Source organism: Nostoc sp. LPT, from assembly GCF_017115165.1.
Taxonomy (GTDB): Bacteria; Cyanobacteriota; Cyanobacteriia; order Cyanobacteriales; family Nostocaceae; genus Nostoc.
The window spans coordinates 17,833-43,883 of the sequence record NZ_JABXKF010000034.1; the positions used below are offsets into that span (position 1 = coordinate 17,833).

15 protein-coding genes are annotated in these 26,051 nt (G+C 41.6%); 6 read left to right on the plus strand and 9 right to left on the minus strand.

The window, feature by feature from the left end:
• Positions 1-271: 271 nt before the first annotated feature.
• From HWQ58_RS08120 to HWQ58_RS08130, 3 genes are all read right to left on the minus strand, one after another.
• Positions 272-574: a hypothetical protein gene (locus HWQ58_RS08120; protein ID WP_292860169.1), complete on the minus strand. Its 303-nt coding sequence runs from the start codon at positions 572-574 to the stop codon at positions 272-274.
• A gap of 130 nt (positions 575-704) precedes the next feature.
• Entirely contained in the window at positions 705-998 is a 294-nt protein-coding gene (locus HWQ58_RS08125) for a helix-turn-helix transcriptional regulator (RefSeq protein WP_292860172.1), read from the minus strand.
• 140 nt (positions 999-1,138) lie between these two features.
• Positions 1,139-1,285 (minus strand): hypothetical protein, encoded by a 147-nt coding sequence (locus HWQ58_RS08130; protein WP_292860175.1) that lies wholly within the window; start codon positions 1,283-1,285, stop codon positions 1,139-1,141.
• A 211-nt stretch (positions 1,286-1,496) separates the two neighbouring features.
• On the opposite strand from HWQ58_RS08130, the gene HWQ58_RS08135 reads away from it, so the two are divergent.
• Positions 1,497-2,747, plus strand: coding sequence for a DNA cytosine methyltransferase (locus HWQ58_RS08135; RefSeq protein WP_292860178.1), 1,251 nt, complete (start codon positions 1,497-1,499; stop codon positions 2,745-2,747).
• A 60-nt stretch (positions 2,748-2,807) separates the two neighbouring features.
• On the opposite strand, the gene HWQ58_RS08140 is transcribed toward HWQ58_RS08135, so the two are convergent.
• From HWQ58_RS08140 to HWQ58_RS08160, 5 genes are all read right to left on the minus strand, one after another.
• Positions 2,808-4,637, minus strand: coding sequence for a DUF1998 domain-containing protein (locus HWQ58_RS08140; RefSeq protein ID WP_292860181.1), 1,830 nt, complete (start codon positions 4,635-4,637; stop codon positions 2,808-2,810).
• 3 nt (positions 4,638-4,640) lie between these two features.
• The gene (drmA, locus tag HWQ58_RS08145; protein ID WP_292860184.1) at positions 4,641-8,618 is read right to left on the minus strand and encodes a DISARM system helicase DrmA; all 3,978 of its coding nucleotides are present in this window, start codon (positions 8,616-8,618) and stop codon (positions 4,641-4,643) included.
• A 39-nt stretch (positions 8,619-8,657) separates the two neighbouring features.
• Positions 8,658-9,017: a hypothetical protein gene (locus HWQ58_RS08150; protein ID WP_292860187.1), complete on the minus strand. Its 360-nt coding sequence runs from the start codon at positions 9,015-9,017 to the stop codon at positions 8,658-8,660.
• A gap of 221 nt (positions 9,018-9,238) precedes the next feature.
• Positions 9,239-10,717 (minus strand): hypothetical protein, encoded by a 1,479-nt coding sequence (locus HWQ58_RS08155; protein ID WP_292860190.1) that lies wholly within the window; start codon positions 10,715-10,717, stop codon positions 9,239-9,241.
• Between the two features lies 1 nt (position 10,718).
• Entirely contained in the window at positions 10,719-13,682 is a 2,964-nt protein-coding gene (locus tag HWQ58_RS08160) for an SNF2-related protein (protein ID WP_292860193.1), read from the minus strand.
• 561 nt (positions 13,683-14,243) lie between these two features.
• On the opposite strand from HWQ58_RS08160, the gene HWQ58_RS08165 reads away from it, so the two are divergent.
• The 5 genes from HWQ58_RS08165 (at position 14,244) to HWQ58_RS08190 (ending at position 25,436) form a co-directional block, all read left to right on the plus strand.
• On the plus strand, positions 14,244-14,399 hold the full coding sequence (locus HWQ58_RS08165; protein WP_292860196.1) for a hypothetical protein: 156 nt from the start codon (positions 14,244-14,246) through the stop codon (positions 14,397-14,399).
• Between the two features lie 347 nt (positions 14,400-14,746).
• Positions 14,747-16,021, plus strand: coding sequence for a tetratricopeptide repeat protein (locus HWQ58_RS08170; protein WP_292860199.1), 1,275 nt, complete (start codon positions 14,747-14,749; stop codon positions 16,019-16,021).
• Positions 16,000-17,094 carry a fibronectin type III domain-containing protein gene (locus HWQ58_RS08175; RefSeq protein ID WP_292860202.1) on the plus strand — a complete coding sequence of 365 codons (1,095 nt, stop codon included), beginning with the start codon at positions 16,000-16,002 and terminating at the stop codon, positions 17,092-17,094. The genes HWQ58_RS08170 and HWQ58_RS08175 overlap by 22 nt, the downstream gene beginning before the upstream one ends.
• Entirely contained in the window at positions 17,091-20,978 is a 3,888-nt protein-coding gene (locus HWQ58_RS38380; protein WP_366837571.1) for a tetratricopeptide repeat protein, read from the plus strand. Before HWQ58_RS08175 ends, HWQ58_RS38380 begins: the two co-directional genes overlap by 4 nt.
• A gap of 1,647 nt (positions 20,979-22,625) precedes the next feature.
• Positions 22,626-25,436, plus strand: coding sequence for a calcium-binding protein (locus tag HWQ58_RS08190; protein ID WP_292860205.1), 2,811 nt, complete (start codon positions 22,626-22,628; stop codon positions 25,434-25,436).
• Positions 25,437-25,867: 431 nt separating this feature from the next.
• Here HWQ58_RS08190 and HWQ58_RS08195 read toward each other — a convergent pair.
• The coding region (locus HWQ58_RS08195; protein WP_292860208.1) for a hypothetical protein at positions 25,868-26,051 on the minus strand (184 nt) is incomplete at its 5' end.

Sequence of the window (26,051 nt, forward strand, 5' to 3'; positions counted from 1 at the left end):
TCACTTTGGGAAAAGCCAATGCCTGAAAGCCTTTGAGAGCTTTACTTTTCAGTTCTTGGCTATAAATTTTAGTTTCTGTTAGAAAATAAAAGCTCAAAACCTTATTACATCAAAATTTCGGAGTTTCGCTCCGATGAGTGTTTTCCGCAAGTGACATAAGAGGGTTAAGTTAATAACACTTCCTTGATAATAGTTTTGTTGATCAAAAGCTCCAAACAAGAAAGAGACGTGTTAAATTCACGTCTCTAAATGATAGGAAGAACACTGGGTTCTAAGCTACATCCGCGACCAGTAAGCCGTTGACAGCAATAATCAAGAGCAGCGCTGAATCAGAAGTGTCACAGCAATGTCTTTTATCGCTATTACAGGGTTGCGCTATCCATTTGCCTTCAAGATTCTGGTAAAAAGTCCCCAGAAGTTGGGAACCGTTCCAAACTCGATAAAGTTCTCCCAAATCATCTGGCACTGAGTCAATTTCAATTTCTGGCGCTACTGCGTCAGCTAAGTGGTCAACATATTCTTCAAACTCTGCTTGAGCCGAGGCTTGGTTGTCAAACTCATCTTGTACAATCATCTGAGTAACCTCATTGATGGGGTTTAACAAAAGGCGATCGCAATCTTTGGACGGAGGGCGATCGCTTTTTTGATTTCATCAATATATTAGTTATTTTAGTAGCTAAAAAGCAAGAAAAATATCTAAAGCTTTAATTAGTCACTTCAAGAGTGCTAAGGAAGTCACTTAGAGAAATATCCAATGCTGCACAAATAGCCTCTAATACTTTAATAGAGACACTTTCGGACTCACCATACTCTAGTTTTTTGATGTTTTGATGGGAGCATTCCCCTCCTGTGGCTGCAATTTCATCAGCTAGTTTCTGTCGCGATTTTTTACCGCGCAATCGCTTTAGAAGCTCACCTCTTTCCTTATTCCAAGCAACGAATACAACATCTGCAACATAAATATACATTTTCGTTTCTTTTTTACCCTTATCACTCATATAATAGCTACAGCAGTAAACAAACAGTATAATTTTGGGCTACTACAGTTTACAAACTATGAGGAGATAAGACGAAAACGAGCCTTCAAAAGAGGCTCTGACGCTCGTAACGTCGCTACCGCTAACGCACGAGAATTGGTTTAATTTCTCCAGTCTCCTACCATTACCATCGGCAAAAACTTAAAACTTGCCCATTTTGGGTTGCTGTCTATAAAAAAGATGAATTGCTGAAACGGTGCGATCACAAGGTCGAGGTTTTGATTCCCGGCATGAAGGATTACTGGCATTTAAGGAAGTTTATGTGCTAGAAGTGTTGAAAAAGACTTCAGAGTAAATCTTTTTTAAAGTGATAAGATAATGCTAAAAATCGAGCGCAAAAATATAAAATTAAGTAGTTTATTCTAGCTTTAGATTTAATTCTGAAAATCACGATTTCCTTTTCTTTACAGGTAGCTTAACTTGAGGTTACAGTAATTAAGTTGTTATATAACAGGATAAATGTCAACTAAGAATAAAACATACAAACCTAAAGTACTAGATTTATTTTGTGGCGCTGGTGGAATGAGTTTAGGATTTCAAAACGCTGGTTGTGAAATCTTGGGAGGTATTGATAAAAATGTATATGCTATCAAAACTCATCATAGAAATTTTCCTAACTGTAGATTCAAATTTAATGCAATAGAAGTTGAGTCTATTTCTGATTTTCGTAAACTTAAAATAGCTCCTGGAGAAGTTGATATTTTAATTGGTGGTCCACCATGTCAAGTCTTTTCAGTAGTTGGTATTGGTAAAATGAAATCTTTAAAAAAAGATATTCAAAAAGATTCTCGAAATTTTATGTATAAACATTTTGTTAATTTTATTAATTACTATAAACCTCCTTTTTTTGTAATGGAAAACGTAGATAATTTAGCAAAAAAAACAATATTTTGTGAAATTATTAGAGAGTTAGAATCAGGGCTAGCAGAGCATAAATCCACATATCCAGGGTATAAAATTTTCTATGAAGTTTTGAGTGCTTCAGATTATGGTGTTCCTCAGTGTAGAAAGAGACTTTTTATAGTAGGTGTACGTCAGGATTTAACATTATCATTTCATTTCTCTATGTTAAAAAAATCACCCCTTGTATCTGTGGAAGAAGCTATTAGTGATTTAATACCATTACATCCTTTATCCAGATATACGCCTCTCATATCTTTATATATAAGATATTTATCTTTAAAGGGTAAAATTGTTGGTTTAGCAGGCGAAAAGCAAAAGGATTGTAGAAAGCCTTACCTTTATTCTCCTCAATCAGAATATCAAAAAAAAATGAGGAAAAGTCTAACTACAGAAGAAGAATTAGAGGGAGTTTGGAACCATATCTGTCGTTCTCACAATCCTGTGGATTTAGTTTGTTTTGCAATGATCCCTCCTGGAGGAAAGTACACAGATTTACCTGAATCTATGAGACGTTATCGTTGGGACATTTTTGATGATAAGTATAAACGTTTACCTTGGGATAAAGCTTCTTGGACTTTGACTGCTCATATGCAGAAGGATTGTCTTGCTTACATTCATCCAAAGCAAAACCGTACAATTTCTGTTAGAGAAGCTGCTAGATTACAAAGCTTTCCAGATCATTTCGTTTTTGATGCCCCTATGACCAGAATGTTTGAATTAGTTGGAAATTCGGTTCCTCCTATTCTTGCAGAAGCGATAGCAAAACCTATTATTAAGCAAATCAAGGCTTATAAGGCAAGCCTTTAACTAAGTAATTAGAAGCTGTTATGATTAGCACATATAGAAAGGTTTCTACTGTTTATATCGTCAAGGTAAATTTTCTAATAACAACTGCCTATCAAGTAAAGTATTCCTGTGTTCACAAGAAGTTTCAGAAATAAACTGGCAAGCATAACAAGCAGAGCCATTAACTCTATCTTCCCCAAATTCTTCTTCAATACAAATTGGGTCATTAGAGCAAGCATCTACATTGCGTAGGGCAGACTTAAGAATACGTTCAAAGTGAGGCACTAAACCGATTAGTCCTCCCAATGTACCATCACCGCCTGACTGGGCTGTATAAAGTAGTAAACCACCTACGGTCTTATTATTTTCTGTGTAGGTGTACACTCGTTCCCTAATAGCTGCTGACGAATAACCAGAGTCTACTGATAGTGCTGTAATTAAACGATGACTTAGCGTATGCCACCAGACAAAGACGGGGTGTAAATAACTCCTCTGGTTTCCGGGCATAGCCTTGATTTTTTGGTAGCCATTAGTTGAATTATAAGCTGACAACCAACGACTATAAGCCGAACCTTTCAAAGCGAAATGTTCTGAAATGCCTTTTGGTTCTTCCGTAGATATCAAATCTAAAAAAATACCTTCACCAAATAACTCAACACCTGGATGCCAAGCGATACTTTCATCAGGTGGTCTATACTCAACAGGTACAACTTTAGGCTGTGGATCATCCTTATCTGTGCTAATCGGTCGTGTATAACCAACCTGTACCATTACCACCCGCAAGCGACTAAGGGGTGTAACCCGTAAAATTCGTCCTGAATCTAACGTGAATGTCTCCACATTTTCGTGGTAAACTTCAAACTGGTTTGGACCACCTGGTTTATCTGAACGATGCGATGGAGCGCCATAACAAGCAGCGTTACTCAGACTTTTAAACTCTTCTTGTTTCAGGTTTTCTTCAGTTGCATTGTGTTGTCTTGTTTGTTCATTAAGAATATCATTGACAGCATCAAGGATTTCTCGTTCACTGTATCGCTTAATAGTTTCAGCAGATGTTGGGTCTAAAAGTCGTCTTTCCACCAGTCTATCCAACATCTGGACAATTTGAGATTTGGATTCTATATTAATAGGCAAAGCAGCAAGAATAGCTCGACTTTGTAGTAAGCGATGTAGGGCGGTATCCAGTGGTGGAATTGTTAGGGCAGTTCGGAGTTCAGACACCCTTAAATTAGCAGCACCACGCTGAATAATTTTGGCTCGTTTCTCACATCCTGCTGGATCTTCTCTTCGTTCTGGAAATCTACCACTACATTGAAATTCTCTAGAGTAAGCTTTCCCAAAATTTTCTGCCCCGCCACAATTGGGACAGATAATCTGTATATTTCTGATCGCACCTCCGCCCCCTTCCCATGTGTAAAAGTCTGCTCCCTGACATTCGCGTTTATGTTTTATCAATGAGCGCCACGGAACTTCATTCAGATGTCCATGAGAACAAGCTAGAACAAATCTGACTGCCTCCTCACGAGATTTATCCCAAGCCTTATAAGAATTTTGTAGTTGTCCACAACTTGGGCAACCAACTTTTTCCTCTCTTCTATGTTGATAGAGAATCCCATGTTTTGTACATAAAGACCAAATGGGAAAATGGTAAGTTTGGTAAACTGGAATACTTTCAGGTTTTCCTAAATCAGCATTGGAGGGAATATAGAAAATTTTATTGCCATTGAGTAATGTTTGGGAGAGCCTCAAGTCTGTAATTTCATAATCTTCAGGTCTACGCCCATTATGAAATAACTTGGATTGGCTTGGTGCTGCGATCACCACCGGACCATCTGGTGTTTCTAGAATACTACCTGGTCCAAAGGTGGTGATGTATTGTGAAGGACGCAATGATTGACCTTTACCTGCCATAGTTTAACTTCCCTGATTGGCTTGATTTTGCTGATTCATTGAAATAGAGCCAAAGCGCGTCATGGATTCGACTTCGCGCAAGGACTGGGGAGAGTTGCGAAAGACAAATGTAAAACCTTGTTGTTGATGTTGCTCATCTCCTAACACAACAGACTTTGTAGGAGGCTTGTTAATCGCGTACTCTACATATTCCAAATTGTTTTCTTGTTGTGCAATAGTTTCCCATCGGTCTAATCCTCTTTGCACCTCGCCATTAACTTGGTCTTCTGGTGGACGACGAGTTTCTAGCTGAATTTGCGATCGCCTTTTAATAACTTCGGTGATACATCCCAACTCATTTGAGTCACGAGCATTTCCAATGTGGCTAGCATCCGCTGCCCATTGAGATACAACATTTACTCCCTGAATTGTTCTAGCTTGTCGCAGTAATGCCACTGCTACTGGTCCCATCCCCCGTTCTCTGGCTCTAGAGGCAAAGGGAGTCACCGTAATCGGCTCCACATAACGGTAAATCGCTCTATGATAGCCAGTGAAAAATTCATAATGATCTAAGTCTCTGGGACGACTGGCTCTAAAGAAAGTAATCACCAGCCCTCCAGTTGAACGACCTACACGACCTGTAGCTTGGATATAAGATGAAGTAGTTTTTGGCTGACCATTAACCACCATTAAACCCAAGCGGTCAATGTCAACACCAGTTCCGAACATGGAGGTACTCAAAACAGCATCTCTAGCATCTGGTAATGGCAGTGACAGGCTGCTAAGTAAACCAGGTAATTCAGTAGAATCCATGCGACTGGAAAGTTCAATCGCTTCTTCTAGTTCCCGTCCGGTCACTTCCATAATGTCTGCATTGTGCCGCAGTCGTTCAGGAATGTCTTGACGATAAAGTGTGACAGCACCCGCCAATTCCCGAATCGCATTAAAATAGCCTACCAACGTCCAAAATGGATCGCAGTCACTATCGCTATATCCTGCCTGTTTCAGCTGCTCAATGCTCTGAAACATTGATGAATAAATGCGAACAATGGGAGTTTGAGCGCCTTTACCTGGAGCGCAAACAGCTACATAAAGGCGACCACTAGGATGCTTGCCATTAGCATCTATCTCTAATGGATGAACATTCCTTGGTGTTCGAGCAAAAAAACTGTTGTCCGCTGATAAAGCAGGAGGCGGGAATTGAAAAACAGAGCGGTTAAACAGACATTGTACTTGCGATTGGGACTGTCGCACTGTTGCAGTGGAAGCAATGTATTTAGGGCTGACAAGTTGACCCTGATACATCCGTTCACATAGAGTATCAACTGCTGTTTCGTAAAGCCCAACCATGCTACCAAGTGGACCTTCTATTAAATGAAGTTCATCTTGAAGAATTAGGTCAGGTGGCAGCAGTGGATTTACAGCTTTATTATGGCTTTTAGGATCGCTAGCACCTGCATTATCACGATAAAAACCAGACCTGCTATTGTAATGATTGATGTTTCCAAAGAGCGCACTTGCTCTTGGCTCAAAGGCTAAACGGGCAAATTTATCAACTGTGGCTACTAGCAGTGAAGGAATACGGGAATAAAGTTGATCGTCAACTGTATAGGCTGAAATTGGAATTCTTGAAGAAAAGTTTGTGTAGGCTTTAAAGGCTTCAAGAAGCTCTTCCCAGACCAACTTACCAGCGGTGCTAGTTTGTTTATCACACTTTTGATTAAATGCAAGAGGGACTTTTTCATTCCAGATTTTTTGGGTGTTAAGGTCACAATCTGGATTGGCGCAATAAATTTCAAAATTTTCTATGTTTTCTGAACTTTTGCGAGTTCCTATATGAATTCTCTTAAAGTATCCAGGTCTGCTAATTCTAAAGGGGACTAAATCTATAGAGTTTAACTGAGGCTGAATTCTATCTCTCCACCATCCCTCCAACTTCCCTACTGAAAGTTTTGATCCTTTTTTTATGTTCAGACTTAGGGAAAGGGTTATGTAATTACTAGAATTGAGGATAGAAGCAGAAGAAAAAATCGGTTCGGATTCAAGTTCTTCCCAATTTTCTGTTTGGTGAGAAATTGATGGGTTAGCAACTGCTCCCCGCATAACTAAATGAATTGTGTGTGTTTTTCCTCCAAGTAATCCGTCTCTTGGTATGGCTAGGATTGACCCACAACATGGGCAGTTAAGAATCTGAGCTGGGTCGCCTTCTACTCCTGTTTCGCCTTTCAATGCTGAAATAGCACCTAACAAAGGGGGACTGTTGGGAATGTATATATCTTTCAAGCGATTAGGGGTTACGCTACCACCTACCCACAGTCCTACTGAGAAGCGAGTTGTTCCCCAAATATGATGGTCGCTTCGCTGACAATCCTTCGGTCGCCATCCCACTGGAGAACCCATTCCTAAGTTTTCAACTCGTAGCACTTCGGAAGCAACGATTAACCCTAAAGCGCGACGAAATTGTTGAATTGTTAATAGTCTCAGGGTATACCTAGAAATTACACTAACGCCCTGTCCAGTTGGCTCTTTAGAAGAATCTTTACCAGGTCGTAATCTTCTCAATCCCAGTGTAAAAGCAGCTAGACCCAAATATGCCTCAGTTTTACCACCACCTGTTGGGAAAGCTAGTAAGTCACAGGTTTGGCGATCTTGATGTAAAGGGTTAGCGATCGCCGGGATATTCATTAGAATAAATGCTAGCTGGAAAGGTCTCCAGGTAAAATCATGCCCTGCCCTTCTCCAAGATGCCTGAAGATTAATCGCTTTATTTGCAAAACAAAAAGCCAATCTTACTTCTTCATTTTGAATAATTAATTCAATAGCTTCTTGTATTCGCTGCTGAGTTATGCAACAGTTTTCCAGATGTCGATTAGCGGCTCGATGATATCTAGGCTCTAATTGACTGACCGTAGTTTGTTGTTGATGAATCCAAGCTGCATAACCGTCAACTAGAGGCTGTAATGCTGCACGCATTACGGTTGAATTCCATGCTTGTGCCAGAGTAGCAGTATTTAGGTCTGGAGTCTGTTCTATTTCAGATTCCCAATCAATTGCAGGGGATTCAACTGGGTAGCAAGGTACATATTCTGTTCTACAGTCTGGCAGACTAAACTTCTGCCATTGCTGTTTTCCACATTTAAACTGTACAGGAAAACCATCAATCCATTGCAGTAAATTTTCTTCTTTACAGGGGCGCTCAGTGTCTATTTCTTTCCAAATGGCTGCACACAAGTGACCCCGCGCATAGGCAAGATATTCTCGGTATATCAATTCTAATGACTCGTCTTCTTCCTGAAGACTTCCGAGTTCAGGAGTCTCATCAGAAGGCTGAAAACTATCAAAAGGCAAAAGCTTTGCATTTTCTCCAGTCACAACCCGAATTTGAGGTTGAAAAATTAGGTCGCCAGTCTCAAAGCGTCTCTTTCCCGACTCACTCAGTGGGTCAATTAAAGAAGTCTCATTAACTAGGTAAATTGATACTTTGTAGGTGTTATCAGAGCGAGAAACACTCCGAATTGTGATTTTAACTGCGTCAATTTCGGGGATCGTTAAGTTGTTTGTGATAGAAATCGGTTCAGGGGTGATATAAAAATTGGGAATTCGCTTAAAGACCTGATTTCCTTGGGAATTCCTCTCAGAACGATATCGCGCCCAAGTTGCACAAATTTCTATTGTTGGTTCAATCCCTTCCGTAGCACTAACAATAAAAGAAATACCTAAAGAACGAGGTTGTGATTTTGGATCTAAGACAGGTGCAGCAGCAGCTATAGGACTATCTTGATCTGATTCATCCTCGCCATAGTCGTCCATTCCAGTCCCTAATATTTCTGCTTCCCCTTCAATCTCTTTAGCATCTTCATCGCTGGCATCCCTGGGAATGAGGACACCAGTGATAAATTCATTGCGTGGATCTTGCTGGCTGGGCAGTACCTCATAACAAGACTCTCTGGGGCCAAGAACTTCCTGTCTGAGATTGAGTAGCAATTCTGTTCGGACTGTCACAATTCACCTTACCATATAAAATACACAACAACTTAACAATCAATGGCTATCATTTTGGGAAGAGGCATTCAATAATGCTTGAAGATAAATTATGTGCTTTTTACTAAACCGAATATTTACATCTTCTCCACAAAGTTGGATATGCAATACAGGATTTGATTTCTCAACTTTTTCCTCTATCTGCTCTAAAATATCCTCTGCTCCTATTGAACCTTGCTTAAATTTGGCACAGCAATTAGCACATAAACATAGTACATTGCCCCGATCATCAATCCACCTAGCACGAGTTTGGGAAACTAAGTATAATCCTTCAAAATAAGGTTGACTATTGCGTTTTGGAAAAGTATAGTCGCAAATTTGACATTTCCCCTTATACTCCTCCTTTAAAAAGATTCGCACTTCATTATTCTTAGACTCCCACTTTTTTGTTGGAACTTTCTTGAAGCGTTCCTGAACTGGTGGTTCGTTCTCTTGATTACTAATAATATTCGCTTCTGCTCCTTTAAGATATCGCTCTGGATTACTGGGGTTAGCAGTTAGTAACTCATTATCTCTGTCTAATTCAATAGAGCCTAATTGTGTAAATGTTTGTATAAGTTCCTTCCTAAAATTAATCGACTCTACAGATTGTGCATTTCCTTCATTTTCTGAATCTTCTTCAGTAGAATGCCATCACCTGCTCTCCAAAGTGCTTCTTGTTTATTAAGAAAGGCATAGAAACTAGCAACCCAGCCATCAGATTGCTGTTCTATAAAAAGCTCATTGAATTTACGAGCAAAATCCTCTGGTTCTATTTCTTGAACATCCAATTCTTCTGTAATATATTTGTGAATATCGGGAGTTCGTCCTTGAGTAATTTCATCAGAAAGCCATGTGTAAGTGCTACCATAAAGCTGTTGTAATTGAGTTTCTGAAAGTAGTTGGCGGAAATCTTTACTGCGGGCTAACTTTGCTTGTCTAGCTGGAACATATTGACCGTCACGGATAGTAGGAAGAAGAGCTTTTTCTCTGAAAGCCTGACGTACCTCTTCAAACACTGGACTGAAAATAGGATTCTTCTCAAAATCGGATTTACGTATTGGAAGTACATTCAAAGTATTGACTGTTAATAACCCCATATCACGAATTAGTGGAAGCACTTCTGCTACTAATGCAGCAGTATGATCAATTAGTGATTGATTAAAAATGTTATCCCGTCTGATATTATCGCGGGCTGGCGTGGTGTGATATGGACCTTGTACAAGAAATTGGAGATTGGTTTCTATTTCTGTTGGCAGAAAAACGACTAAGGGTGAACTACCTACAGAAATTATCTGTTCTTTACCTGTCTGCTTATCTTTGCCCAAAAGAAATGCTATTTCAATTTTAAGGTTTGAGTGACCTTCAACTGGTTTATCAAAGACAAGCCATTCTTGCCGGTCTTTACCGATAAGTATAACTTTCCTACAGTTAGGCGCAATAGGCTGCATTTCCCGCCGATAAGTTATTGTTGAACCGTCTTCTACATTCCATGATATTTCTTCAATGTTGCACAGAAATAGTAATATAGAAGATTTAAGTGAATCAAGTTTATTTAAAATTCGGTGAAATGTATTTTTTGGTAACTCAGATTTATGATTAAACGGAAAAATAAAAACTGTTTCTCCTGGTAAAAGTTCACGAGGATTGATTGAACAAGGATAGATGTACTCCTCTATTTTGAAATGTTCGCTACCTGAATAAATTTCTGGAGACGAAGTAAAAGCATAAACTGATTTGAAACCAATACCAAACTTACCAATTTGTTTCTCATCTTCCTGCTTAGTTCCTTCAAGTATATTGCAAATACCACGAACATCAGCTTCATCGAATGACTTTCCAAAGTGGCTTACCTCTAAATGGTCAGAGTAAAGCCGAAACGTAATACTTTTAGGAAGCTTAAAATTTGGATCATTTTGATTTTGGCGCGAAAGTGCATCTTCAGTATTTTGCAATAGCTCATAGATAAAGTGAGTTTGGTCGTTGTAGAGTTTTTTAGCTAAAAATTCTCCAATTTTTTCAAATTTTCTACCATAGTCAATGACATTGTGCTGTTTAATCTCACTATAGTTACTAGGCATATTATTTATCTTTTATTATTAAAATTCCTACGGCAACTCGCTGACTAATAATGTCTACTTCACTGCGATTTTCTAAATCAGAACGTTTGCTTTCGTAATCTCGTTGAATACGCGATCGCTCCGATTCTTTCATCCGAATAATGCGCTCATCTTTTACCTGATTTAGTTCAGTTTCCAAGCGCTGAAGGCGATTTTGGTAATAAGCATCAAGATTAGCCAGTTTGCGATTTAATAGCGTATTGTTTCTCTCTCGCAACTCGTTGAGTTCTTTTAAACGGTGCTGGTGTACAGTTTCATCTAGCTGTTGAATGCTTGAATCGATTAAAGACGGTAGAAGGCTGACATATTCTGCTGGCTGTACAGCGTGGCTCAACAAGCGCACCAGTGCTTCTGAAACTTCAGGTGCAAGACAGGAATTATCAAGGTTCCATGCTTTTCCTACTAGCCGCACTTCTGGGCGCACAGCAACCGTTTCCCAGAGGTCACAAACAAAAAGGTACTGTCCAAGTGGCATTGTATTGTCATGGATAGCGACTTGCGTAACAAGTGGCTCATCTATGCTTGCCAAATGAGCGATCGCCACCCGCGCTAAAGGATGAATAGGCGTGATAAATGGAATATCCCTCTGTTCGAGAGCTATTTTCTGGTCAAATGTGAGTAGCCAATGTAGCTCACTACCTTCCAGCCAACGTGTGAAAGTAACCGTGGAACGGTCTGACTGTTTGAGGGATCGCACTTTTTTAAGCAGTTCCCCTCGCCCATCTTTGTTCAGACGTAGCCGATGGAGTCCCGAATGCCGACTATCAACAGTAATTTGTCCTTCCAATGTCGGCTGTTCCACAAACATTTCAATCAGCTGGCGTAAATCATCAGCAGAAACAAATTTGTCTTGAGCAACTACAGAATTAATATCCGAAGTAAAGCCCTCATCAAGCCCCAAGAATGAACCACCTTCTACTTCCAGCCGATGCTGTTCTTCTGCTAGGCGGAGTGCATTATCTGCCATTTGCTGTGCTTTCTGTTCAGCTTGTTCGGGGCTGAGTTTGGGGTCAAGTGCCACACGAGTTAAATCTTGTACAACATCTCCCAGCACTTCCTCCAAATCCCCAATTGTGTCTTGAAAGATCCCCAATCGTTCAAAGCAACGGAAGAAAATGCGTTCTTCAACAGTGCCTGGTGTGACAAAATTAAATATGAGTACTTTATCGCTTTGCTGACCAAAACGGTCAATTCGTCCAATGCGTTGTTCTATCCGCATAGGATTCCAGGGTATATCGTAATTTACCAAGCGATCGCAAAATTCATAATCTAGTCCTTCACAACCTACCTCAGAAGATAAAAGGATATCGAGTGCATCTGGATGTTTGCGGGGTAAGCGAAAGCGCTCTCGTAGATGTTCTCTGATTGCATCTTCCACCTCTCCAGTAATTACTTCTACTCTGTAACCAGCACCTTGCAGTTGTTTTTGCAGATAAGCCAAGGTATGCAAAAAGAACGAGAAAACCAATACTTTGCCAGAACACTCACCCAGTAGTGTTTCCTCAATTATTCTCAATAACTGATCCAATTTTGGATCATTCGGTGGTAAAGCAGCAGCTAGTCTACGCAGATGCTTTGCTTTCTCTAGTAGATAGGGAAGAAGTTTAGTATCCTCATTTTCTGTTTCAATATCGTCACTAATATCAGAAAGTTTAATTTTGCCTGTCTGGATAAATTTATTAAGTGTAGGCACAAGAGCTGGTAGACAACTCGCCGCCTGACGCTCTAAAGTATCCGTAATCAGGCGTATCACTTGTTCTTCATAGTCTAAGGAAAGCATTTCTCTACGGAATTCAATCAATGCCTGATAAAATTCTTCCTGTTCTGGTGTAAATGGTACAGAAATGGTGTGTGGTTCACGAATCGTAAATCTCCCGATATCCCGCCTACGAGTACGATTCATTACATGAGCCAGTGAATGCACCTCTTCTAAATCCCGCAGACAATTAATTCGATCTGCATCAGTCAGTGTTGCGCGATCCTGAAACTTTTGATACCAGTCCATAAATCGAGGATCTTGGCTTAGTACCTGCTTACCCCAAGTTGTTGTTGCGGCATCTCGCAATGCTTGGAGTGATGACGTTTGCCAATTACTTTGGGGGAGGCGACTGCGAATATGTCGAATGGCTTGATTGAGATGCTGATTAGGTTGCACCATCTCGTTAAAAACTGTCTCATCAAGAAACAGGTCTGGACGTAGCAGATTGAGTAACGTGTAGAGGTTACGATTGCCAAGATGCAGCGGGGTAGCGGAGAGAAATATTACAGCTTCGCTAATGTCGCAAAGAAATTTCACTACTTCATGAGAACTAGTCCCTGGATTTCTAAGATGGTGTGCCTCATCAACGATAACCAAGCTAAAGCGGGGTGATGGGTTAAGTGTCGTTAATCCAGGACTGGAGCGATGCCCCTTGATTCCCTTGTGATATTTATCAATTCTCAGGAGTTCCAGGTGGACTATGGCACGAGAATAATGCGGAGGCCAAACTCCATCTAAATCAGCCTCTCGCAGGCAGTAAGAAAGAGTTTCTGAAGTCAGTGGTCGAAAATCTTCATCAAAACGGCGCATTTCCGCTCGCCATTTAGAAACGAGGGCTTTGGGGCAAACAATCAGAATGTTGTCTAACTGTTGGCGGGTTTGGAGTTCCCTTAGTATTAAACCAGCCTCAATAGTTTTCCCGACACCAACTTCATCGGCAATTAGTAACCGAGGCTGGTCAGCACGAAGGAAACGCAGTAAAGGTTTGAATTGGAAGGGGATAAACTTGATGCGTGCTGAGTGCAGGGCGTAGAGATTATCGATTTGTGGATGAGAAAGTCTCGTTGCTGTCAATCTGGCACGAAAGCTCTGTACATCCAGCCATTGCCCTGCTTTTAATGTTTCCAATAATCCAGTGGTTTTTGAAGTAGCTCCTGCGTCAACCAACTGCTCTTCATGCTATTCCAGAATTTGAGTGGGAGAATGGAAGATGCGGTAACGAGATCGTCCCCCTGCTGGTGGAAGAATCTCAATTACTGGCCCGGATCTTGATGGGTCAGCACGCAGGCATACAAGTTGTCCCAAATTGAAAAATGGTTGCACCTAATTTATATCTACCTTTATATAGAACAAAAGCAAACTTTTGAATTCAATAGTGATCACTTGTACTTTAGTATTCCCACTCACAGAGATATAAATCACAGCCAACCGTATCAAAATTACTAGTTTGTTGACAAAAAAAGATACTTTCGCTTGTACCATCTCTAGCTTCCTACTATCTTTGCAAACTGCCACAAACATTGCCTGTGGCGATTAAATCTTATTTCCAAGTTTGTAGCGTTTCTTTGAGATACACGATCGCCCCCGATACCATATCTCAAAAGCGCTTCGCTATATGCTGGATTTCTGCATTCAAACGGAAGCTTGGGGTAAAAGGAATCTACCTCAGTGGTTGCAATACTTCTTGAATTCCTTTTTGGCTTGGTTCGGCTATCTGACAATACTGCAATGAAGAATTATTGTGTAAAAAGTGGGCTACGTGAGGAGAGAAGAGGAGATGCGATCGCCCGATTAAGCGATCGTGATTCTGATTTGCGTATATTACACACTATGCAAAGAATAATTTTGTGCCTCTACAAATGCTGCGATCGCAGCTTTGTGTGAACTACATGGCTATTATTTACAGTTTTACAAAGGTTTTGAGTATTGCCAGCAGTTAAATGACTGCAAATATACTTACGTTTTATTTCGCCGCGTTACTTTTTTAACTAAAGCAAATTCGATAACAGTATTATTCTAATCCAGTATTAAAGAGAAAAAGCTCATGAGATAAAGTGAGCAGCAATACTAGGGATGGTATGTTGACAAATTCAGGTTTTATCTCCCCATAGCTGACTTAACAGGAACTTTTCATTAGTAACAGCCGTATACTCATTTACGGGGGCAGTAAATTTACTGTCTGCAACTTCTTCCTGCTTGTTGGGATTTTAAAGATTTAATCTGAATTGCGGATGATAAACTCTCAGCTAGACACAACCCTTGAGTATTATAAGACTGCAATTGACAGGCTAAAAGCAGCTGGTACGTCTATAGATACTGAGCAGGTTCTGGAAGTGTTAAATGCTAGGAATGCTGTGCAGGTGGCTTTAAAGGATGTAACATTCATTTCTACCAGCAGGTTAAAGCAGCTTCTAGAGTTAGATGCAGAACTCAGGAAACAGGCAGGACAGATTAACAAAGTTATCAAAGCTGAACAATTTGCTCTCTGGCGAGAAAGTATACATCTCCCTGCTGAAGCTTGGTGGTGGAAATTAGAAAATCTTGCCCCTCCCCACAAGTGGAATAGTTTGGATTGGTTGTGGAAAGGTCTGGTAGTTGCTGGTTGGACTGCTAACCTCAGTTTACTGATTAATATTGCTACTCGCTTTTTCAGTGGGGGAGCAGGATTATTGGGAGCTTCTGCGGTTATTTTGCCAAGTATTCTGGCATTGCTACAGGCAAGTAGTGAACTAACTAAAGCTGGTAAAGAAGGATTTGACAAATTACTCGTAAAACTAAATATTCCCCAACACTTACAAGAAGAAGCCAAGTTGGGATCAACTTTGTTAATGACAATATTTTTACTTGGTTTTTGGTTGGCTCTACCGTCAATTGCTGAGTTATATAACCGTAATGGGCTAAATAATTACCAACAGGGAAAATTAGGAGCAGCAGAACAAGACTACCTCAAAGCAATTTCTTTAGATGCCGATAATGCGGATGCTCATTACAATCTCGGCAATCTTTACGAAGATTTACAAGACTTTGAGAAAGCCCGGAAGCATTATCAAATCGCAGTGGGAAGTGATGTTCCTGATGCTTACAATAATCTAGCTCGCTTATATATCCAGGATAAAAAATATTCCCAGGCGAGAGCTTTGCTACAAAACGGACTGGTGAAAGCTAATGAGCAGAATAGCTCACCCGAAGTCAGATATAGCCTGTTTAAAAATTTAGGATGGGTGAGGTTTGAGCAAGGCAGATATGAAGAAGCACAACAAACCCTACAAGCAGCAATTGGGATTGCGAATAACCCAGAAGTAGCAAAGTATATCGGGAATACTGGTGCGGCACACTGTATCTTAGCTCAGGTAATGGAGCGGCAAAAACAACCAACCGCATTGGAGCAATGGCAGAAGTGTTGTGAACAAGGTTCTACTCTCAATGCTGATGAGGACGCATGGTTACATCTAGCTCAACAAAAGTTAAAGAAGGCGGGAAGAGTATGCAAAAAGGCCGGAAACTGATTAGGTTAGTTGGGATCTTACTCAGCCTACCTTTTATAGCAGTAGTAACACCTGGGTTTACTCAACAGAATAGTCTAAATTTTATCTCCGAGGTTAAGGGGGATGTCAAAATTAAGTACTCTGGACGGAAGAACTATCAAAAAGCATATAGCGGTGAAATACTAAATTCCTCTGATTCTTTGCAATTGGGACGAGGTGCTTCTACGAAAATTTTATGTAATAACTTATCAACTTGGAATGTCAGCTCTCCAGGGGAATTTTCAGTTTCTAGTGGTTGTCCATCCACTGAAAAACCCATTCTCATTAGAAATGGTAGTAACCGCGTTCGGACTCGCGCTCCAAATGATCCAACAATTCCTTACATCATTAGTCCGCGTGATACAGCGATTTTGACTGACAAACTAACTCTGCGTTGGAATGCTGTCAAGGATGCAACCAGCTATCAGGTAAAGTTACGCGGGCCAGGAGTTAATTGGACAACTCAGGTGAAGCAGCCAGAGGTTGTTTATTCTGGTAACGAAACTCTGCAACCAGGCTCTCGTTATCGGGTAATTGTGACTGCTGATAATGGAGTATCTTCTGAGAGTGAAGCACCTGCTGGATTTACTTTACTGAGTGAAGAGGATGCTAAACGGGTAAAGGCTGAAATTACACAATTGCAAAAGCAACCGCTAACGGATGAGTCCAAAACTCTGGCTTTGGCATATCTGTACCAAAGTATGAATTTAAATGCTGCGGCAATTGATTTATTAGCAGGATTAGTTAAGCAAGGAAGTAGAACCACATCAGTTTATCAGCTTTTAGGCAGTCTCTACCAGCAGGTAGGTTTACATCGATTAGGTAAGGAACAGTATTTCACTGCACTGAAGTTAGCTAAGGCAGAAAAAAATTTGGAAGCGCAAGCAATAATCCAAACCAGCTTAGGGGAAATTGATATAGTCCTTGACAACTTGCAGCAGGCATTTGAGTCTTTGCAAGCGGCTCAAAGTGTCTATCGGAACTTGGGAGATGAGCAACAAGTACAGCAACTACAGCAGAAATTAGATGACCTTACAAGAAGGCTACCTTCATGAATAACCTGCGAACTAGACAAGTAATAACCCTGACGACTTTGTTAGCAACAGCTGGGTTATGGGTGTTAATGCCAAAGCCCACAATTGGGCAATCAACCCCTCCTGTTTCAACTGCTCAGTCTGCCCAATTGGCAGAAGCAGAACGACTCAATCAACAAATGATTCGACTTTATAACGAAGGTAAATATAGTGAAGCAATTCCCTTAGCAGAGCGTGCGTTGGCTATTAGTAAGCAAATACTAGGCGAAGAGCATCCCGATGTGGCACAAAGCTTGAATAATCTAGCACTCCTATACGAGAGCCAGGGACGCTACGCAAATGCCGAACCCCTGTATCGCCAAGCTTTAGAAATGAGAAAACGCTTGCTGGGCGAAGAGCATCCCGATGTGGCAGTTAGCTTGAATAATCTAGCATTCCTATACGAGAGCCAGGGACGCTACGCAGATGCCGAACCCCTGTATCGCCAAGCTTTAGAAATGAGAAAACGCTTGCTGGGCGAAGAGCATCCCGATGTGGCAGTTAGCTTGAATAATCTAGCATTCCTATACGAGAGCCAGGGACGCTACGCAGATGCCGAACCCCTGTATCGCCAAGCTTTAGAAATGAGAAAACGCTTGCTGGGCGAAGAGCATCCCGATGTGGCAGTTAGCTTGAATAATCTAGCATTCCTATACGAGAGCCAGGGACGCTACGCAGATGCCGAACCCCTGTATCGCCAAGCTTTAGAAATGAGAAAACGCTTGCTGGGCGAAGAGCATCCCGATGTGGCAGTTAGCTTGAATAATCTAGCATTCCTATACGAGAGCCAGGGACGCTACGCAGATGCCGAACCCCTGTATCGCCAAGCTTTAGAAATGAGAAAACGCTTGCTGGGCGAAGAGCATCCCGATGTGGCAGTTAGCTTGAATAATCTAGCATTCCTATACGAGAGCCAGGGACGCTACGCAGATGCCGAACCCCTGTATCGCCAAGCTTTAGAAATGAGAAAACGCTTGCTGGGCGAAGAGCATCCCGATGTGGCAGTTAGCTTGAATAATCTAGCATTCCTATACGAGAGCCAGGGACGCTACGCAGATGCCGAACCCCTGTATCGCCAAGCTTTAGAAATGAGAAAACGCTTGCTGGGCGAAGAGCATCCCGATGTGGCAGTTAGCTTGAATAATCTAGCATTCCTATACGAGAGCCAGGGACGCTACGCAGATGCCGAACCCCTGTATCGCCAAGCTTTAGAAATGAGAAAACGCTTGCTGGGCGAAGAGCATCCCGATGTGGCAGTTAGCTTGAATAATCTAGCATTCCTATACGAGAGCCAGGGACGCTACGCAGATGCCGAACCCCTGTATCGCCAAGCTTTAGAAATGAGAAAACGCTTGCTGGGCGAAGAGCATCCCGATGTGGCAGTTAGCTTGAATAATCTAGCATTCCTATACGAGAGCCAGGGACGCTACGCAGATGCCGAACCCCTGTATCGCCAAGCTTTAGAAATGAGAAAACGCTTGCTGGGCGAAGAGCATCCCGATGTGGCAGTTAGCTTGAATAATCTAGCATTCCTATACGAGAGCCAGGGACGCTACGCAGATGCCGAACCCCTGTATCGCCAAGCTTTAGAAATGAGAAAACGCTTGCTGGGCGAAGAGCATCCCGATGTGGCAGTTAGCTTGAATAATCTAGCATTCCTATACGAGAGCCAGGGACGCTACGCAGATGCCGAACCCCTGTATCGCCAAGCTTTAGAAATGAGAAAACGCTTGCTGGGCGAAGAGCATCCCGATGTGGCAGTTAGCTTGAATAATCTAGCATTCCTATACGAGAGCCAGGGACGCTACGCAGATGCCGAACCCCTGTATCGCCAAGCTTTAGAAATGAGAAAACGCTTGCTGGGCGAAGAGCATCCCGATGTGGCAGTTAGCTTGAATAATCTAGCATTCCTATACGAGAGCCAGGGACGCTACGCAGATGCCGAACCCCTGTATCGTCAAGCTTTAGAAATGAGAAAACGCTTGCTGGGCGAAGAGCATCCCGATGTGGCAGTTAGCTTGAATAATCTAGCATTCCTATACGAGAGCCAGGGACGCTACGCAGATGCCGAACCCCTGTATCGTCAAGCTTTAGAAATGAGAAAACGCTTGCTGGGCGAAGAGCATCCATCTGTAGCAACTAGCTTGAATAATCTAGCAGCACTATACTGGGGGCAAGGTGACATAAACCACGCTCTTGAGTTTTTCACACAAGGGCTAAAAGTTGAGGAACACAACCTGACTCTCAACCTAGCTGTGGGTTTCGAGCGACAGAAACGTGATTACGTCAATACTATCTCTGCTACCACAGATAGTAGCATTTCCCTACATCTAAATTCTGCCACTAAGAACCCCGCGCCTACTACTTTAGCTCTGAATACGGTCTTACAGCGTAAAGGACGCATTTTAGATGTCCTCACCAATAGCCAGCAAATTCTGCGTCAACGCCTTGACCCAGAAAGCCAATCTCTATTAAAGAATTTAACAAATACCCAAAGTCAACTTGCCCATCTATTTTATAACCGACCAGAGACACTTCCACTTGATCAGTATCGGACTCAAGTTACACAGCTTGAAACCCAGATAAAACAACTAGAAGACCAACTGAGCCGCCGCAGTGAAAAATTTCGTACTCAGTCCCAACCTATCACCCTTGAAACTATTCAAAAATTAATTCCTGGTGATGCAGCTTTGGTGGAACTAGTCCAATATCAACCTTTTAATCCCAAAGCAGCATCTGACAACAGGTTTGGGAAACCTCGTTACGCGGTATACATCCTCCTGGCAAAAGGAGAACCAAAAGGTATTGACTTAGGCGATGCTGAAACAATTCAAAAAACCCTAGAATTATTCCGCGATAATTTGCGAGATGCAGGCACTGATATCACCCAAGTTAAACAATCGGCTCGTGACTTAGATAAAATTCTTATGCAGCGAGTACGTAAACTGTTGGGTAATACTCGCAAAATTCTACTCTCTCCAGACAGCGCTCTCAACCTCATTCCCTTTGAAGCACTAGTAGATGAAAATAATCGCTATCTAGTTGAAAACTATTCTTTCACTTACCTCACCTCTGGACGAGATTTGCTAAGACTACAAAACCATTCTCCCAGCCAACAGCCACCAGTCCTCATTGCTGACCCTAATTTCAATCGTCCTGGTGAAGTAGTTGCACGTCAACCTAATGCTAATAGTATTGATAATAGTATTGATGTAAAAAATACCCGCTCTATTGACCTGTCGCAGAGAACATTTTCTCCTCTAGAAGGTACTGCTAAAGAAGCCGAAGCGATTTCGATTCTCTTAAAAGTCAAGCCTTTAACAGGTGCTAAAGCTACAGAAGGTGCAGTCAAACAAGTTAAAAGCCCCAGGATTCTGCATATCGCCACGCATGGTTTTTTTGAAAATGCCCCAGCAAACAAAGAGAAAACCACACTTGATGATAATCCTTTACTCCTATCAGGATTAGTTTTTGCTGGCTTAAAACCGCGTCAAAGTGGCGGCGAAGATGGCATTCTCACTGCGCTGGAAACAACTGCACTAAATCTAGTCGGTACAAAACTAGTTGTACTATCTGCCTGCGATACAGGTTTGGGAAACATTTCTGCGGGAGAAGGCATTTATGGTTTGCGTCGCGCTTTGGTAATTGCTGGCTCTGAAAGTCAAATGATTAGTTTGTGGAAAGTAGATGATGATGCTACCAAAGAGTTGATGGTTGCTTACTACAAAAAATTGCTAGACAATCAGGGGCGCAGTGAAGCACTACGCCAAACTCAATTAGAGATGTTAAAGGGTGAAAAGTATCAGCATCCCTACTACTGGGCTGCGTTTATACCTTCTGGTGATTGGACACCGTTGAATAAGTGAATTGGCTTTGAGCGTCAGGCGATCGCTCTATATTACCAACTTAATATGAAATAGAGTGCGATCGCATCCCTCGCAAACTCAAGCTGTTGATTCAGCTTTGTACTTGAAATGCGATCGCCACTAAACTAAACCTTGGAGCAAATATTCCCAAATCCTTACAGGGAAGTCTTTTGCGAAATTGTACAACTTTTTTATTTGTTTTTGGATCGTAGCATTATGAAATTGTAGAACTTTATTTTTTCAAAACTTCTCAGTACCTAACGATATAATAGTGCTTGTAGCCGCGCAAATTGTACAACTTTTTTAGTTGTTTACAAAAGAATCCAATGCTTCATCTAACTACTGGCTAACCCAAGAATTCCCTCCAGTTTATCTAAAACTGTACTGACAGGCATATTGCTCAACATCTGGTTCAACTGCGTAATATCCTGTTTGCAAGAAAGTTTTGATTTTTTGTGCGATCGCTTCTAGTGTTTCTTGGCTTGGTTGTTTCTTAAGCAGACAAAAAAGAACACAAGGGATGCCTAAGCAATCTGGCAGTTAACTCAAAGGTAAATTTTTTTTCGATAACTCTTCATTACCCTGGCGACTGTTTTTTTATAAAAATCTATTTTTGTTCAAAATCTACCAATATAATCCAGTTTCAGATCCACCGTCCTCAGTAGTTTTTATACAATGGCTACGATGGGCTACGCCTAAGCTACAGGAGTATGTTTGGTGGAGATAGTTATCCCCCTAAGTAGCTTTTGATAACTTGCCAATACTCTACAGCGATTCGTCAGAACCTCGCAGCATAACCCCAGATTTCAAAAACTCTTACAGCTCAGCTTGCTTGTCTACTAGGGGGACGACACCCTACATGAGCAGATCAAACAACCATTTAGCTGCTATTTAACTGCCGCATCTAATTATTAATGGCTATCAAGACATGAAGAATACATGAAGAATACATAAAGATAAGTACCGACATTATACTGAGCGGCAAATAATGTGAAGAGTATGCAAAGATATGTCTTTAAATGTGGACATCTCAGTAAATCTTCAGATATGGTTATCAAAGTGTTATTTAGATGTTCCCTATTTTTAAGCTACACACCCGCGGGCGATAGCCCACAACAACTGCATAAAAATTCTTTCCCTATCGAAAGTGAATTATTCTCTATATTTACGACAGTAGGGCTACGCTTTGATGAGAAATATGAAGTGTGGGTTTTAGGCATTCAAGCTTGATTTTTCGACACTTTGTCAGTGATGGCTGGGTTGATCTGCGGATCAAGAATGATAGAAAAAGTGTGAAACCATCTGTTTTTCTAAATACACGCTCATAAATATGTACAATGCTTAAGACTTAGATAGTCGTAAATAGCATTATTAACGGGTACACAAATAACGAATGAAAAAGGAAATAGGGAATTAGATAAAGAATTTAACTTTGAACCTCCTGCCTTTTTCAAGTCAGTTAGATAAGTCTTACTTACAAGCTTATCAATAGGGTAAATCTTCGAGAAAATTGCTAGCCCCCAAGGGTGACATAAAAGGTATGTCGAAAGCGTTAACTCTCGGCAATTTCTGTGTGTCCTTAAATAACATTAACAAAAAGTTAATAGCTGAAGTTACTCAAAAAATCGATTCAGGAAGATAAAAGTTATGGTGAATATCATTGGAACCAACGGTAAGGATACTCTACTGGGTAGTGAAGGCGCAGATACAATTAACGCTAAAGTAGGTGATGATATCATCAATGGCAAAAATGGCAACGACCTTTTAAGCGGTGATGCCGGAAATGATACCCTCATTGGTGGTGCAGGGAATGATACTCTCCTTGGTGATACGGATAACGACTCCCTCCGTGGTGGTACAGATAACGACTCCCTCCGTGGTGGTACTGGTAATAACCTGGTAGGGGGTGATGAGGGAAACGATACCCTTGATGCTGCCTATTCTTCTGGAAATAATATCCTCAGTGGAGATGCTGGGAATGACTACCTCGATATTAGCTATTCTGTTGGCAACAATACGGTTTCAGGCAAAGATGGCGATGATTCTTTTTACGCAGATGAAGTCCAGGGTAGAAACACTCTAAATGGAGGCGCTGGTAATGACACTTTCTATTTGTCCGCCTCAAAAACTGCCCCTTCTTCCTTAACTACTCAAAGCGTAAATGGAGAAACAGGTGAAGATTACTTGTCTGTATATTACACCAGGGCTACTAAAGGAATCACAACGACATTCGATGCTGCTACTAACACTGGCTCCATTAGGGCTGGCACAAATCAGATTAACTACAACAATATCGAACAATTAGAAATTAGAGGTACAACCTACGCTGACTTTATTGTCGGGAGCAATGGCAACGATTTACTCTTCGGAGGCAGTAGTGGCAATGATTTAAATTATGGCAATGATACGATTTTTGGTGGTGAAGGTAACGATTGCTTAAATGTTGATTATTCAACAAGCGATAACATCCTTAACGGTGGTGTTGGTAACGATCAATTCAGTGCTACCTCTTCAACAGGCGATAACATCCTCAATGGAGAAGATGGCAATGATAATCTCTCTGCGTCTAAAACGGATGGCAATAACACCCTCAACGGTGGTGCTGGTGACGATCAATTAAATGCTAACTATTCAACAGGCGATAATATCCTCAATGGAGGAGATGGCAATGATTCTCTTAGTGCCTCTCGCGACTATGACTATTCCGCCTCTTTTACCTCCGGCAATAACACTCTCAATGGTGGTGCTGGTGACGATAAATTGAGTGTTAACTATTCAACGGGCGATAACATCCTCAATGGAGAAGATGGCAATGATTCTTTCTTTGCCTCTGGCTACTACGACGACAAAAAAGCCCAAGGCACGTTTGGTAATAACATTTTCAATGGAGGGAATGGTAATGATTCCTTCTCTTTCGTTTTATATACTTCCCCACCTTCCTTAGCGACTCAAACAGTAGATGGAGGGACAGGTAACGATTTGTTGAGCGTTTCGTATGTCTATCCTAGTGGGGGAATCACAACAACATTCAATGCTGCTACTAACACTGGCTCGATTAGGGCGGGCACGGATCTGATTAACTACAAGAATATCGAAGGATTACATATCTCAGGTACAGTCTACAATGACTTGATTGTGGGAAGTAATGGCAACGATACCCTTTCGCTCTACGGGAGTAGTAGTGGCAATGATACTATCGATGGCGGAAAAGGTGATGATTTATTGGAAGCCTATTATTACAGTAATTCTAGCGGGGGTGAGGGAATCACTTCAACATTCAATGCTGTTACTAACACTGGCTCTATTACATCAGGCACAAATCAGGTTAGCTACAAGAATATTGAACGATTAAATATCTCAGGTACAGCCTACAATGATTTGATTGTGGGGGGCAATGGCAATGATACACTCACCGGATGCGATCGCGGCAAAGATACCATCGATGGAGGCAAAGGTGACGATTTGTTGTCCTTCTATAACTATTCTATCGGCCAGGGAATCACTTCGACATTCAATGCTGCTACTAACACTGGTTCGATTACAGCAGGCCCGAATCAGGTTAGCTACAAGAATATCGAACAATTAAATATCTCAGGTACAAACTACGATGATTTGATTGTGGGGAGCAATGGCAACGATACCCTCGCTGGGGGACAAGGAAATAACACGATTCTCGGCGGTGCAGGTAAGGATTACTTGAGTGCTGACTATTCAAATGGTAATAATTCGCTCTCTGGTGGTGATGATAATGATTCTCTTAACGTCTCTGGCTCCTACGACGACTACCGAGGCGATTTTTATCTTGATGCTATCTCTGGTAAGAACACCCTCAATGGTGGCGCTGGTGACGATAACTTAGTTACTAACTACTCATCAGGCAATAACCTACTGAATGGGGGCGATGGCAATGATACTCTGACAGCCGCTGGTTCAGCCTCCTTATATTCTTTATATGGAGCTTATACTGTCTCTGGGAATAGCACGCTCAATGGTGGTGCTAATGACGATCGCTTGATTGTTGACTATTCATCAGGCAATAATCTACTGGATGGAGGCGATGGTAATGATACTCTCACAGCCTCTGGTGCGTCTGGTAAAAACACCTTCCAAGGTGGCAAAGGTAATGATAACCTTTATGGAGGAGCTGGTACTGATACCTTTGTTTTCAATAGTTTCAATGAAGGCGTTGATAGTATTTATAACTTCAACGCGATTAATGAACTGATTCAGGTATCAGCTGCTGGTTTTGGTGGTGCGTTATCATCAGGTTTACTCTCAGCTAGCTCTTTTACCCTTGGAACATCTGCAACAACGAGCAATCAGCGATTTATTTATAACAACACTACAGGTGCACTATATTTTGACCAAGATGGCAGTGCGGGTGGATTTACTCAGGTACAATTTGCACAACTATCTGGTGGAGTGTCACTAAGCCAAAACAACTTTCTAGTTGTTTAATCCTCTACGCCACAGTCAAATAGAAATCTTCAGAATGCGAGGTGCTTAATATAGCACCTTGGATTCGATTCATTAATGGAATTATTAAACCACGCGGTAGAATAATTACTCCAATCAGTGCAAATAGCGAGGCGATGTAATGTGCTTGGTTCCCCGCCAAGAGCAAGCAATTGACCATCTGTTCTAAGAGCGATCGCTTATATAGCGTTTCTCACTGGCGTGCAGTACAGTTTTGACCTCTCTCCTTATAGGCTACGGTGTACACACAAGTCGAAAAAACTTCATCCACCAAAAATTTGCGGTGAAGCAGCGCTCTTGGTAGGGTTTCCAACGCCAGATGCTCCACTTGGGGAGACCCCATCGCCCTTGGCGTCTCCCCTTGGGAGAAGACCGCACTGGCTCCTTTGCAGGCGACTGCTGTTAGCGCAGCGTTAGCGACGCAGGAGCGTCACCCGAACGCGAGTGCGTCTCCGATAGGAGAAGGGTGCGTGACGCTGGCGTGACAAAGCTAAATTGTTGCAATCATGGCGATGCCTGCGGTTCTTGCTAGCCAACGCATTTGTTATTTTGGCGAACTCATTTGTTATTTTGGCGAACTCATTTGTTATTTTGGCG

Bases quoted from the DNA above. Each gene is read 5' to 3' on its own strand.
- HWQ58_RS08140 (WP_292860181.1), bottom strand. From the start codon at position 4,637: ATGGCAGGTAAAGGTCAATCATTGCGTCCTTCACAATACATCACCACC.
- HWQ58_RS08130 (WP_292860175.1), bottom strand. From the start codon at position 1,285: ATGCCAGTAATCCTTCATGCCGGGAATCAAAACCTCGACCTTGTGATC.
- HWQ58_RS08175 (WP_292860202.1), top strand. From the start codon at position 16,000: ATGCAAAAAGGCCGGAAACTGATTAGGTTAGTTGGGATCTTACTCAGC.
- HWQ58_RS08125 (WP_292860172.1), bottom strand. From the start codon at position 998: ATGAGTGATAAGGGTAAAAAAGAAACGAAAATGTATATTTATGTTGCA.
- HWQ58_RS08120 (WP_292860169.1), bottom strand. From the start codon at position 574: ATGATTGTACAAGATGAGTTTGACAACCAAGCCTCGGCTCAAGCAGAG.
- HWQ58_RS08170 (WP_292860199.1), top strand. From the start codon at position 14,747: ATGATAAACTCTCAGCTAGACACAACCCTTGAGTATTATAAGACTGCA.
- HWQ58_RS38380 (WP_366837571.1), top strand. From the start codon at position 17,091: ATGAATAACCTGCGAACTAGACAAGTAATAACCCTGACGACTTTGTTA.
- HWQ58_RS08190 (WP_292860205.1), top strand. From the start codon at position 22,626: ATGGTGAATATCATTGGAACCAACGGTAAGGATACTCTACTGGGTAGT.
- HWQ58_RS08135 (WP_292860178.1), top strand. From the start codon at position 1,497: ATGTCAACTAAGAATAAAACATACAAACCTAAAGTACTAGATTTATTT.
- HWQ58_RS08155 (WP_292860190.1), bottom strand. From the start codon at position 10,717: ATGCCTAGTAACTATAGTGAGATTAAACAGCACAATGTCATTGACTAT.
- HWQ58_RS08165 (WP_292860196.1), top strand. From the start codon at position 14,244: ATGAAGAATTATTGTGTAAAAAGTGGGCTACGTGAGGAGAGAAGAGGA.